Origin of the sequence: Collinsella sp. AF15-51, from assembly GCF_003462845.1 — a bacterium.
In the GTDB taxonomy this organism is placed as follows: domain Bacteria; phylum Actinomycetota; class Coriobacteriia; order Coriobacteriales; family Coriobacteriaceae; genus Collinsella.
Map to the genome: position 1 here is coordinate 83,378 of NZ_QRYG01000008.1, position 12,200 is coordinate 95,577.

General features: G+C 57.5%; 11 protein-coding genes. 8 read left to right on the forward strand and 3 right to left on the reverse strand.

Annotation, left to right across the window (positions count from 1 at the left end; genetic code table 11):
• Positions 1-122: 122 nt before the first annotated feature.
• The 3 genes from DWW51_RS05565 to DWW51_RS05575 form a co-directional block, all read right to left on the reverse strand.
• Positions 123-1,427, reverse strand: a complete 1,305-nt coding sequence (locus DWW51_RS05565) for a VirD4-like conjugal transfer protein, CD1115 family (RefSeq protein ID WP_117773786.1) — start codon at positions 1,425-1,427, stop codon at positions 123-125.
• Positions 1,420-2,037, reverse strand: coding sequence for an ATP-dependent Clp protease proteolytic subunit (locus DWW51_RS05570; protein ID WP_117773787.1), 618 nt, complete (start codon positions 2,035-2,037; stop codon positions 1,420-1,422). Before DWW51_RS05570 ends, DWW51_RS05565 begins: the two co-directional genes overlap by 8 nt.
• A 63-nt stretch (positions 2,038-2,100) precedes the next feature.
• A complete protein-coding gene (locus DWW51_RS05575; protein ID WP_117773788.1) occupies positions 2,101-2,991 on the reverse strand; it encodes a hypothetical protein in 891 nt (296 codons plus the stop codon).
• Between the two features lie 604 nt (positions 2,992-3,595).
• Here DWW51_RS05575 and DWW51_RS05580 point away from each other — a divergent pair.
• From DWW51_RS05580 to DWW51_RS05615, 8 genes are all read left to right on the forward strand, one after another.
• The gene (locus DWW51_RS05580) at positions 3,596-4,438 is read left to right on the forward strand and encodes a Cof-type HAD-IIB family hydrolase (RefSeq protein ID WP_117773789.1); all 843 of its coding nucleotides are present in this window, start codon (positions 3,596-3,598) and stop codon (positions 4,436-4,438) included.
• Positions 4,439-4,501: 63 nt separating this feature from the next.
• Complete coding sequence (locus DWW51_RS05585) at positions 4,502-5,161, forward strand: HAD family phosphatase (RefSeq protein WP_328291069.1); 660 nt, start codon at positions 4,502-4,504, stop codon at positions 5,159-5,161.
• 150 nt (positions 5,162-5,311) lie between these two features.
• A complete protein-coding gene (locus tag DWW51_RS05590; protein ID WP_117773791.1) occupies positions 5,312-6,055 on the forward strand; it encodes a GntR family transcriptional regulator in 744 nt (247 codons plus the stop codon).
• A gap of 218 nt (positions 6,056-6,273) precedes the next feature.
• Complete coding sequence (locus DWW51_RS05595; RefSeq protein ID WP_006234363.1) at positions 6,274-7,737, forward strand: YfcC family protein; 1,464 nt, start codon at positions 6,274-6,276, stop codon at positions 7,735-7,737.
• A gap of 9 nt (positions 7,738-7,746) precedes the next feature.
• Positions 7,747-9,330 (forward strand): amidohydrolase, encoded by a 1,584-nt coding sequence (locus DWW51_RS05600; RefSeq protein ID WP_117773792.1) that lies wholly within the window; start codon positions 7,747-7,749, stop codon positions 9,328-9,330.
• A 1-nt stretch (position 9,331) separates the two neighbouring features.
• Positions 9,332-10,183, forward strand: coding sequence for a sugar phosphate isomerase/epimerase (locus DWW51_RS05605; protein WP_117773793.1), 852 nt, complete (start codon positions 9,332-9,334; stop codon positions 10,181-10,183).
• Between the two features lie 62 nt (positions 10,184-10,245).
• A complete protein-coding gene (locus tag DWW51_RS05610; RefSeq protein WP_022094440.1) occupies positions 10,246-11,214 on the forward strand; it encodes an SIS domain-containing protein in 969 nt (322 codons plus the stop codon).
• A gap of 14 nt (positions 11,215-11,228) precedes the next feature.
• Entirely contained in the window at positions 11,229-12,092 is an 864-nt protein-coding gene (locus tag DWW51_RS05615; RefSeq protein ID WP_035138847.1) for a PfkB family carbohydrate kinase, read from the forward strand.
• Positions 12,093-12,200 lie beyond the last annotated feature (108 nt).

The following is a 12,200-nucleotide window of genomic DNA, read 5'->3' on the forward strand; positions in this document are numbered from 1 at the left end:
GCGCCTTATAGTCAGGGGCCCGTATCCTATCGGATGCGGGCCCCTTTGCTTTGCCGTGGTCCCGGGGCGCACGGCCTTTGTGGAACATCGTCGGGGCGCCGCGCGCTGCGAGAACCCTGCGCCTAGATCTCGGCCTCCGCATGGCCTCGCTGCGCCTCGGGCAGCTCCCCGTAGAGCGGATGGTCTTCGAGCCTAAAGCGCTCGACCTGTTCGGGAGTGCGACCGCGTACAAAGAGCCACGAGCGATCGATCGGCGTCGCCATGAGCGTGCTGGGCAGCGCGTCGGCGCGGTCGGAAAACACCCGGGCACTCTCGGGATCCTGGAACGCCAGCACCAGATGCGTGTCGCAGTTGCCCATGATGGAGCGTGCGCGTGCCTCACCATAGAGCGCATCGAGCTGGTTGGTCGACTGCAGCAGCAGCGTTGCCCAGATGTTGCGGCTTCGGATAATCGAGAGCACGTTGTCGATCTGGGGGATCTGCAGATTTGCGAAGTCATCGAGCATAAAGCGCACGGGCACGGGCAGGCTGCCGTCGGGCTGCCTATCGGCCTCGCGAATGAGGCCCATAAACGCCTGCGTAATAAAGAGGCCGGTCAGCGGATCGAGATTGCGGTCGATATCGCTCACGGTTACAAACAGGGCGCAGGGGGTGTGTCCCATGGAAGCGAAGTCCACCTGATGGCACTCACGATAGAGCTGTGCCGCACCGTCGAATCCCAGACACATGACCTTTTCGGCAAGGATGCCGACGATGCTCGCGTGCATGCGCTCGGCATTTTGCGTAATGGCGTAGCGCCGCCATAGCGAGAGGGCATAGCTTTGGGGGTCGGTCGTGATCAGGTCGTCAAACAATCGACCCGTGGCACCGTCCTGCAGGTGCTCGATCAGCTTGATGACCGAGCTGATCGTCTGCTCGTCGGCGGGTAGCTGTTCGGTGACGTAGGCGATAAGACACGACAGCAGGTTTGCCGCCGCATGATCCCAAAAGGGCTGGTTGTTGTCCTCGATGGGGCAGATGGCCTTTGCCACCGAGAGAATGTCCCGCTGGTTGGGCCTGCCGTCCGCCTTGCAGCGAATGTGCTTCAGGGGGTTGTAGCCGCAGCGCTCGATGCCGGGCGCAAGGGCCGGGACGGTGTTGAGGTCGGCGAAGTTGAGACATTGCACGCAGTAACCGTGGGCTGCCAGCACGGGTCCCACTTCGCGACAGAGCGTGCCTTTGGTGTCGAGCACGATGTAGCTTGCGTTCATTTGCAGCAGGTTGGGCTTGAGGACGTTTCGGGTCTTGCCGGCTCCCGAGGGGCCGATCACAAGTGCATTGTTGTTGAGTCCCGTTTGGCGGGTGTCGCAGGAAAGCGTTCGATCCTTGGCGAGGATGGTGGACGATGCGGACTCAGATGCGGCGAGGCGGCTGGCGAGGTTAGACATGGGCGACCTCCTTGGTGGTCGAGAGGATTTCGTGGGCAAAGCCGAGCTCGACGGCGCGCTCGGCCGAAAGGTAGGTGTCTTTTGCAGTGAGGGACTGGATGCGCTTGGGCGTGAGGCCGCTGCGGTCCGAGAGGATTTGCGTGAGGGTCTTGCGGGTCTGCATGAGACGCCGGCTGGTTTCCTGCAGCGCAAGTGCCGAGCCGCCTGCCCCCTGGGGGATCAGCGGGTCGTGAATCATGAGCTCTGCATGGGGCGCCATACGGCGATCGTCGCCGCCCATAAAGATCATGGCGCCCATGGACGCGGCGAATTCCAGGCAGACGGTGCGGATGGGGCACGATGCGAGGCGCATGGCGTCATAGATCGCAAGACCCGATCGCACGCTTCCGCCGGTGCTGGCGACAAATATGGTGATGGGGCGGCTGGGGTCGGTGGCATCGAGCAGGCGGATCTGCTGGCATAGGTCGTGGGCCATCGGGGTTTCGATATTTCCCATAACGGAGAGCTCACGACGGGCGAGCATCTCATCGTAAATGCTGGTGAGCGTGATACCTCGGGCGGATTCACGCATGGTGAGGGGGCTGATGATGGGGGAATGATTGGTGTCCATGGGGACTCCTTTCTGTTGGTTGTGTTGTGGAATAGGATTGTTGCCCGCGGAGGGGCTGGCGGGCTACAGGGTTCGTCCGAGCCTGAGATCGAGCTCGGTTGTGGGGCAGGCTGCCTGTCCGTGCGGCTCGCAAGCGCCAAGGGCTCCAAAGCGATGGAGCGTTGCGGCGGGCGTGGTGTAGGCGAGCCGCAGCTGATGCTCGACAGGGGCACATCCGTCATTTTTGTAATGAGCCGCGTAGTACTGCGCGATGCTGGCGTTCATCTCGCTGCCATTGCGATGGCGCTCAAACTGGCGTCTGCAGGTCTCGATGATCTTTGCTACCGACTTGGGTGCCGTCGCGGGAACAAGGGCGAGATAGCCCTCAAATAGCTCGTTGATGCTCAGGAGGCACAGCAGGTCGATCAGCGTCCTTATGGCTGCTCCCTCGGCGGAAAAGTGCGCGGTCATGCGGTTATATCGGTTGCGGTCGACGATGGCTGCATGGGGTCTCGGAGTTTTCTGCCCTGTGGTCCCGGGCTTTTGCCGCGCCTGTGTATTGAGCTCGACGTTGCAGCGCTTGAGGCCGTCCAACGGAAGGAATAGTGCGGTGCGCAGGGTGTTCCGCTTGCTTTCGAGTTCATGACGCTCGTCGGGTTCCCATTCGAGCTTGAGTTTCGTGTCGAGCGCCGTAAGCATATGGGCTAGGCAGCCTACGGTAAGAACGTACGAATCGTTGTCGCGTTTTGGGGCATAGGGGTCTGTCAGCTTGCGAATGTCGGGGTCGCCCATGATCTTTGTGCAGCGCTTCAGCAGTTGAGGGTGGTCGGCCAAGATCGTCGCGAGCGGTAGCGACGCGTAGTTCTTGATGGTCGCGGCGGCAAAGGCGGCGTCATATTCGTTTGCATACGCTCGCTCAATGCGGGCATCCAGAATGCTTTTCTTATCGCCGTCTTCAGCGTGGTGGTTTGTCATAGCTTCTCCAATCGGTTGATGTTCGTGCTGTTTGTTGATGTGTTGGTTGTCGTGAGTGATGTGCTTGCCGTGGGTGATGTGCTGACGTTGGGGTGCTATGCGGTTTTCAATGTGCCCGTGAGGCAGTTGCTGCAGGGGCGGGATAGGACGGCCCATGCAAGGCGGAAGGCATCGTGCTCAAAATCGAGACAGCAATGCCCGGGGTGCCTCACATGTGGCAGTTACCTCATTAAGTTGTCATTGCGTTTGGGGTTGTACTTTGCCGATCTTCTTTCTCTTACACGCTGAAAACTGAAACTGAATATGCTCGATCAAACGATGACCACCGGAGCGGTCATCTTTAAAGTACGTTCGTTTTGCTGATTTGACAAGACTAATTTTGAAATTTTTTCTACGGGGTGAAACGAGGTTCGTGGAACGGTCGCGCTTGGTGTCGCCAGCTTTGTATGTGGTGGCTCGGCGTTTAGGCTGGAACGATTAAGCCCCGAGATGGCGTCCCGTTCATGTTCGGGACAATATGACTTTTTACCCGTTGCAGACAGAGCCGCAGTAGGTGTTCTGTATGATGGCTCAGACAAGGTTACTCAATGACAGGGAGGCATATATGGCAATCAAAGCCATCGCAATGGATATCGACGGTACGCTCACCAACGACCAAAAGGTCATCAGCCCGCGTACGCGCGAGAAGCTGCTCGCGGCGCAGGAGTCGGGCATTAAGCTCATCTTGGCTTCGGGCCGTCCCGCATGGGGGCTGCACGCCTTGGCGCAGGAGCTCGACCTTCAAAACCATGACGGTCTGCTAGTTGCCTTTAATGGCGCGCATGTGGTCGACGCTCAGACCGATGAGGTGCTGTTCGATCAGGCTATGCCTGCCGACGAATTGCATCGCTTGATTGATCACCTGCGTAATTTTGACGTGATCCCTATGATTTCGCTCGGTCGTGATTTGCACGTCGAGGACTCGTACCATTGCATGATCACGCTGCCTGACGGCTCGCAGAAGAATATCGTCAAGTATGAGCGCGATGCGTGCGATCTTAAGATTCGCGAGGTCGAGAGCCTGCACGAGGTCGCTGATGCTTATCCCGTGGACAAGCTACTTACTGCGGGCGATCCTGCCTATCTGCAAGCGCATCACGAGGAGATGTATGCGCCCTTTAAGCAGACGCTTTCGGGCATGTTTACGGCCGACTGGTACTTTGAGTACACGGCGCCCGGTATCGACAAGGCCCGCGCGCTCGAGGGTGCCCTGCCCAAGCTCGGTATCGATGCCAGCGATGTCGTCTCGTTTGGCGACGGCCAGAACGACAAGTCCATGATTGAGTGGGCCGGCACCGGTGTTGCCATGGGTAACGCCGTCGATGAGGTTAAGGCTGTGGCCCAGATGGTGACCGCCAATAACAACGAAGACGGTATTGCGGTGGCGCTGGATAAGCTGCTGGGCTAGAATCGCCGATAATGCATGGTTCGGGCGCCTGCTTACAGGCGCCCTTTTGTTAGGGAGGGTGCCGTGTCCGCATTTCCGTTCGACGCCGTTATCTTTGACATGGACGGTGTCATTGTCGATACCGAGTATTACTACCTGGGCGAGACTGCCGCGTTTGCCAAGGAGCTTGGGCTTAACCTGACTCAAGAGGAGCTGAATGGGCAGGTCGGTACCTCGCATCAGTTCTTTCTGCATATGCTGGTCGATTGGTTTGAGCGCGCCGGTAAGGGGCATTTTACTGGCGAGGAGGCGTTGGCCCGTTGGGACGAATGGGCGCATAAGCGTCCGCGCGACTATCAGGCTTTGATTAACCCAGGCGCCGTGGATACGATTCGAGAGCTGCCGCGCCGCGGCGTTCGCGTGGCGCTTGCCAGCTCGTCTCCCATGGATAGCATCGAGGAAGTGCTCAACGCATGCGGGCTGTCGGATGCCTTTGAGTATGTGGTGAGCGGCGAGCAGTTTAAGGAGAGCAAGCCCGAGCCCGACATCTACCTGCATGCATTGGACCTGCTGGGGCTGCCCGCGAATCGCTGCTGCTGCGTTGAGGATTCGGTGCCCGGCATCACTGCCGGCAAGCGAGCCGGCCTGACGGTCATTGCCAAGCGCGAGGAACGCTTCGGCTTTAGCCAAGATGCCGCGGACAAGATTATCGACCAGCTGCCGGAGCTGCTCACGCTTTCTTAGGAGCGCGGTAGTTGCGCGTTTTTCGGGTCCGATGAGTAAATACCCGACATTTTGGTGCGGCAGCAAGCATACTTAATGCTAATGCGGGCTTAAGGGCTTGCTGAATGCCCTTGGGCCCGCTTTAGACTTAATTGTGCTGGGAGAGGGTATATGCCACCGACTGAAGGGCTAACTGACGGTAAAGCAGCGATACCGCTGTACCAACAGGTTATCGATATCATTAAAAACGAAATTAACTCCGGTGCCTACAAGGCGGGCGCGCGGATACCCAATGAATTCGAATTGGCTGAGAGCTATAAAGTTGGCCGCGTTACCGTGCGACGCGCTATTGAGGAGCTCGTCCAGCAGGGCTATCTAACGAAGCGGCAGGGGAAAGGCACGTTTGTCAATGCCCCCAAGCTTAAGCGCAAGATTCGCCAGAAGGATGACGTCCAGAGTTTTTCGGACGCATGCCGCGTTAACGGAATGGAGCCGGGGGCGTGCGTCATTTCGAGAAAGATACTGCCGGCGGATTCCACCGAAGCGCAGTTCTTTGGTGTTCCCGTTGGAACTGATTTGATTTACGTTGAGCGTGTGCGTACTGCCGATGGAGTCCCCGTCATGCTCGAGAACAACATATACGTTTACGAGGACAACGCTTATCTATCAACGGCACCTCTATCTAACCAATCCATTTTTGAGTTCGTGCGTAACCGGACGGGCCGTACGCCCGCGTTTACCGACCCGTGCACACTCGAGATCGCGTGCGCGTCGCCCGAGGTCGCTCGGCTGTTGGCAGTTCCCGTTGGCGAACCCTTGTTTTATATGGAAGCCTTCTTTTTCGACGAGCAGCGGCGGCCGTTTATCATCGGTCGTCAGCGGATCGTTGGGTCTCGCTACGTTTTTGACATCTAGGACATTGCGAATTGAGACGCCCGGTGGATCATCTCACCGGGCGTCTCCATACCGTTCACGGCGCAAACGCAACCGTTCAACCGCGTTGCGGCAATCAGTTTGAAATTATCTTGATGACGAGAAAAGCTGCTGGTAATCTATGGGACGTCATAGAACGTTTGCATTGTGCAAACGTTGAAGCGAGATGCGATGCAGTCTCGAGTTCTTTGGAGGTATCTATGTCAGATACGAAGGCGAAGAAGACAAACAGACGTTTTAAGTTCAAATTACCGCATGTCTATACGATCATGTTCTTGCTGATCGTTGTCTTTGCGGTCCTGACTTGGATCGTTCCCTCTGGTCAGTACCAGCGCAAGACGATTTCGACAGCGGCGGGCGAGCGTGAAGTCGCCGTTGCTGGAACCTATGAACAGGTCGATAAGAACTACACCGATTCCGAGACCGGCGAGACCATCAATCTGGGCCAGGATATCTTCGCGGTCCTGCAAGCGCCCACCAAGGGTATCCAAGAGGCTGCCGACGTCGTTGCGTTCGTCTTATTGATTGGCGGATCGTTCGCAATCATCACCAAGACCAACGCTTTGAATGCCGGCATGAGCCGTGTGATTAAAAAGCTCAAGAACAAGGACATCCTCATCATTCCCATCACGATGACGTTGCTGTCCATTTGCGGCACTACGTTTGGTATGTCTGAGGAAGCCCTGCCGTTCTATGCCATCTTCATTCCCATCATGATGGGTATCGGTTATGACTCGATGACGGCATTCATCATCTGCTTCCTTGGTCCTAACTTGGGATATTGTGCTTCGACCATCGACCCGTTTAATGTTTTGATCGCCCAAGGCATCATTGGCATCGAGGGTAATCCGCAACTGTGGCTGCGTGCCGTTTCTTGGGTCATCTTCACTGCCGTCGGTATCGCATGGGCCATGCGCTATGCCATGCGCGTCAAGAAAAATCCCGAGTCGTCCATTGTGTACGAGGACGATAAGCTCAAGCGTATTGAGTTTTCCGTGACCGATGCCTCCATCGAGGAAGAGTTCACTATCCGTCAGAAGCTCGTGCTTATCGATTTTGCTTGCGGTATGGGCATTATCGTCTGGGGTCTTGTTACCCAGGGCTGGTACATGAATGAGATTTCCGCCGTGTTCCTTGGCATGGGCTTGCTTGCCGGTATCCTGGGCGGTCTTGACCAGCAGACGATTGCAGAGGAGTTCGTTAAGGGTCTTGCCGACTTTGCGTACGCTGCCATCGTTATCGGTATCGCTCGCGGTATTCTGGTCATCGCCGAGGGCGGCATGATCATCGACACCATCCTCCAGGCGCTCGCTACTGCGCTTGCCGGTGCACCCGCCGCCGTCTACACCACGTTTATGTATATCGTTCTTGGCCTGCTCTCTTTGCTGGTTCCCTCGAGTTCTGGCCTGGCGGCGCTCACCATGCCTGTTATGGGCCCCCTGACCGAGCTCATGGGCCTCAATCCCGAGGCGGCCGTCACCGCGCTCCAGTTTGCCAACCAGACCATCAACACCATCAGCCCCGTGGCGGGCATGACGGTCGCCGGTCTTGCCGTGGCTAGGATTTCGTTTGGCCAATGGTGGAAGACCATTTGGAAGTTCTTCATTTTCATGGTCGTCTTTGGCCTGATCGTAACGGCAATCTCTGGCATGCTTCCGGTGTAGGTGGTTGTGATGTCTGATCGTTTGACGGTCCTGACGTCTAAGAGCGTCTTTACCGGTACGGGGGACCTGCCGTTTGAAGGTTTCGTAGCGGTCCGTGGCAATCGAATTGAGGCTGTTGGCGCCAAGTGTGAGCTAGCTTCGTATTTGACCCAGGCGGACGAGGTAGTTGACCTGGGCGACCGCACTGTCATGCCTGGCCTGATCGATGTGCATACCTTCTATACAGGTTGGGCGCTGCGGATGTTGGGGTCTGATCTGTCCGGCATCGCTGATGCCAAAGAGGCTGTGTCGCTCTTGCGTGCATGGAAAGAAGATCATCCGGATTGCGCGGCGGCTTTTGGCCACAACCTACCCGAAACGTTGGCATCGGATGCCGAGAACGCAAATACGGCAGCTGTGTTTGACGATTGTTTTGGCGATATCCCCGTCGTCTGCTTTACACCGGGAGCGGAGACCTGCGTTCTCAATGCTGCTGCCAGCGCGCGATACGGCTTTACACCCCAGGCGTGCTATGCCGAGAAGATCTGGCGCATGATGGGCGATTTCCTCGCGCTGCCCGAGGTGCGTGCCGGGTATTCGGACTACATGAGCATGCTTAACGAGCGCGGCGTTACCGCCATCAAGGAGATGGCGTTTGATGACTACTACGGCTTTGCCGACGAAATGGCTCGCCGTGAGGAATCTGGTGAGCTGACGGTTCGCGTCTCTATGATGTCGCAGCCGGTGGGTGCCGGTGCAAATCTGGCATATGCCCGCGAGGCACGAGAGCGCTTCCGGGGACCGTTCGTTCGTTTTTCTGGCTTCAACCGTATGACCGATCGCGGCGTATGGGCGGGGCTTGCCGAGATGATTGACCCCTATGAGGACACGGCCGATGCGGGCGCTGCCGGCAAGACGGTCGTCGAGGAGCCAGAGTGGGATCTGATTGAGAACGAGCTGCGTGCAATTGATGCTGAGGGCTTCCGATACTCCTTGCATTGCCAGGGCGATGGCGCCGTTCGCCGCACCGTGGCGCTCTATGCCTCGCTGCCTCGAGACGAGCATGGACGGATGCTTCGCCGCCATGCGATTACCGATCTCGAGAACTCTGACCCGACCGATCTTGTCGAGTTTGGCAAGTTAGGTGGAATTTGCGAGGTCTATCCGCAGATTCTGACGCTGGACCGGCGCGAGGATTGCCTGTCGATGATGCGTCGACAAATTGGCGAGACGCGACTTTTGCACAGCTGGAATCGCCGCGGCATGGAAGATTCCGGATGTACAGTGTGCTGTGGAACGGATTTGCCACTGCTGATTCCGAGCCTGGGCGAGTCAGTCTACAGCGCGTGCGGCGGATTCTTCGCCGACGGACTGCCCGTGAATGAGGTCAACACGCTGACGCTTGTCGAGCTCTTGCGCGCTTGGACTGCCGGGGGCGCGTACGATCTGATGCGCGAAGACGAGCTGGGTACGCTTGAGGTTGGCAAGCTTGCCGATATCTGCGTGCTCGATCGGGATGTGTTCGACCTCGATTATCGCGACGCACGCGATCTTGCGGTTGATATGACGATGTCGGACGGACAAATCGTGTTCGATCGAAATAAGGAGGCATAAGATGTCTGAATCCAAACCGGCGCTGCGTCGCGAGCAGATTGCGGGCATGAATATCCACTACATCATGTGGTCGCTCGATTACTTCCTTGATGTGCAGCAGCGCTTGGGCTTTGAGTCCATTGAGCTGTGGTGTGCAGAGCCGCATGTGACGCTCGACCATACGGGCTACTTTGAGGCTGAGGTCCTGGCGAAAAAGGCTGCAGACCGTGGGCTTAGGTATCGTACTCTGTGCCCCGAGAATGTTGTCTATCCTTGGCAGTACTGCGCACGCAAGCCGCTGCATGAACAGCGCAGCCTGGCGTACTTTAAACACGGCATTGAACTTGCCGAGGTACTTGGGTGCGACCGTATGTCCATCAACTCGGGCTGGGGCGACTGGGACGAGGACCGCGAGGAAGCCTGGAAGCGCAGCCGCGAGCACTTGTCCATTCTGGCGGAGTATGCCGGCGAGCACGGTCTGGTGCTTACGATGGAAAGCCTGCGTCCCGAGGAGAGCAACCTTGTGACGACGGTTTCCGATGCGAAGCGCATGATTGACGAGGTCGCGAGCCCGTACTTACAGCCCATGGTTGATACAACCGCGATGGGCGTTGCAGGCGAGACGCTCGAGGACTGGTTTGCCGCCTTTGGTGATGGGGCAATTCACGAGATGCACTTTATCGACGGCGACCCGTATGGCCATCTGGTGTGGGGCGATGGCAAGCACGATATGGACGCCTTCGTCGCCACGCTCAACGCCCATGGTTTCGACGGCATGCTGGGCCAGGAAATCACGGATGGTCGTTACTACGATGACCCGGCAGCAGCAGATGCCAAGAACATGGCCGCATTCGAGAAATATCTGATTGACTAAAACAACTATCGGCCACGCAGCCAATGTCATTGATTGCGGGCCAAACAAGAAAGGAACTGGATATGAACGCACACGATCTGATTAAAGAGGCAATTGCCGAGAAGGGCAAGTTCGACAGCGTCTACTGGATTGCTTGCGGTGGCTCCATGATCGATTTGATCCCGGCTCATGAGCTTCTGCAGCGCGAGGCTACCACCTTCACTTCGTATATCTATACCGCGCGTGAATTCGACATTATGCGTCCGCGTCGTCTGGGCGAGAAGTCCCTGGTCATCGCTTGCAGCCACAGCGGCAATACCCCCGAGGTCGTCGAGGGCTGCGAGATTGCCCTTGCTGCCGGCGCTACGGTGATCGCCCAGACCGACAACGCTGGATCTAAGATCGACTCCGGCAAGTGGACCACGTGGGTCTACCCATGGGGCGAGGGCGTGCCGCAGGCCGAGGTCCCCGCTGGCATTTCGCTGTCGCTTGCGGCAGAGCTGCTCGATCAGCAGGAGGGCTACGCCGATCTTGCCGATATGTATGCCGGTATCGCCGAGATGGATAAGATTCTTCCCCCGGCACGTGAGAAGGTAAATGCCGAGCTGGGCGATCGTTTTGCCAAGCTTTGCCAGGAGCACGAGTTCTTCTATATTCTGGGCAGCGGTCCCAACTTTAGCCAGACCTACGGTTTCGCTATCTGCTCTCTTATGGAGATGCAGTGGCAGCACTGCAGCTACATCCACTCTGCCGAGTACTTCCATGGCCCCTTCGAGGCTACTCAGGATGGCGTTTTTTACTTCCTGCAGATGGGCTCCAGCGAGTGCCGTGCTATGGACGAGCGCGCTCTGGCGTTCCTTAAGACGCATACCGATACGCTGATGGTGCTCGATGCCAAGGAGTACGGTATGGAAGCCGTGCCGGCGAGCGTCCGTGCCTATCTGGACCCGGTGCTGTTCTACGCCATGAACTGCGAGCTGCGTGCTGCACGCGGCAAGGTGTTTGATCACGATCCCGATTTCCGTCGCTATATGGGTGTTGTCGAGTACTAGAAGGGGTAAAGGCCATGGCATTTAACGTTAACGCGCTCGGATTTGGCGACAACGTCGTCGATCGCTACGAGCATATCCACACCATGTATCCTGGCGGCAACGCGGTGAACTTCGCCGTTTATGCCAAGAAATGCGGTGCAGCACGCTCCGCATACATGGGCATTTTTGGCAATGACGCCGCTGCCGAGCATGTCATTGCAAGCCTCGAGGATGAGGGTATCGAGCTTGATAAGTGCGAGCAGATGATTGGCGAGAACGGAGCGGCTCGCGTGACCGTCGTTGACGGTGACCGTGTCTTCCTCGGCTCCAACGAGGGCGGTATCCGTGGCGATGCGCGCTATGTCCTCGATCGCTTTGACCTTTCGTACATGAAGCAGTTCGATGTGGTTCATTCGGGCAACTATTGCTTTACCGAGCGCGAGCTGCCCAAGTTGAAGGCCGCGGGCGTCACGGTCTCTTTTGACTTTTCGGATGACTCCACCGACGAGTATTACGAGCAGATTGCGCCCTACGTCGATTTTGCTTTCTTTAGTGCGGCGGATGCCGCGAGTGAGGACGAGATCCGCGAGCGTCTGGCATGGGTGAAGGGCTTGGGTCCGCGTTTTGTGTCGGCTACGGCGGGCGCCGAGGGCTGCATTGCTTACGACGGCGAGCGTTATTACCGCCAGCTGGCTAAACCGGTAACGGACATGAAGGACACCATGGGGGCGGGCGACTCGTTCCTCACCTCGTTTTTGATGTGCTATCTCGATTCCGCCAAGCGTGGTGAGGATGGCGCCGAGGCCATCGAGCGCGCGCTCGACTTTGCTGCCGGGTTTGCCTCGACCGTGTGCGGCATGGAAGGTTCTTGGGGCCACGGAGCACCAATCGTCGAATAGCTTAAGAAAGCGTACGGCGGTCTGGCTATGAGGCTTTGGACAGCCGATGCAAAACAATAGGCTCTGTTAGACCAAATTTGACACGATCGGCTGTTCGTCGAACCGGAA

Bases quoted from the DNA above. Each gene is read 5' to 3' on its own strand.
- DWW51_RS05565 (WP_117773786.1), bottom strand. From the start codon at position 1,427: ATGTCTAACCTCGCCAGCCGCCTCGCCGCATCTGAGTCCGCATCGTCC.
- DWW51_RS05590 (WP_117773791.1), top strand. From the start codon at position 5,312: ATGCCACCGACTGAAGGGCTAACTGACGGTAAAGCAGCGATACCGCTG.
- DWW51_RS05615 (WP_035138847.1), top strand. From the start codon at position 11,229: ATGGCATTTAACGTTAACGCGCTCGGATTTGGCGACAACGTCGTCGAT.
- DWW51_RS05595 (WP_006234363.1), top strand. From the start codon at position 6,274: ATGTCAGATACGAAGGCGAAGAAGACAAACAGACGTTTTAAGTTCAAA.
- DWW51_RS05610 (WP_022094440.1), top strand. From the start codon at position 10,246: ATGAACGCACACGATCTGATTAAAGAGGCAATTGCCGAGAAGGGCAAG.
- DWW51_RS05600 (WP_117773792.1), top strand. From the start codon at position 7,747: ATGTCTGATCGTTTGACGGTCCTGACGTCTAAGAGCGTCTTTACCGGT.
- DWW51_RS05570 (WP_117773787.1), bottom strand. From the start codon at position 2,037: ATGGACACCAATCATTCCCCCATCATCAGCCCCCTCACCATGCGTGAA.
- DWW51_RS05580 (WP_117773789.1), top strand. From the start codon at position 3,596: ATGGCAATCAAAGCCATCGCAATGGATATCGACGGTACGCTCACCAAC.
- DWW51_RS05605 (WP_117773793.1), top strand. From the start codon at position 9,332: ATGTCTGAATCCAAACCGGCGCTGCGTCGCGAGCAGATTGCGGGCATG.
- DWW51_RS05575 (WP_117773788.1), bottom strand. From the start codon at position 2,991: ATGACAAACCACCACGCTGAAGACGGCGATAAGAAAAGCATTCTGGAT.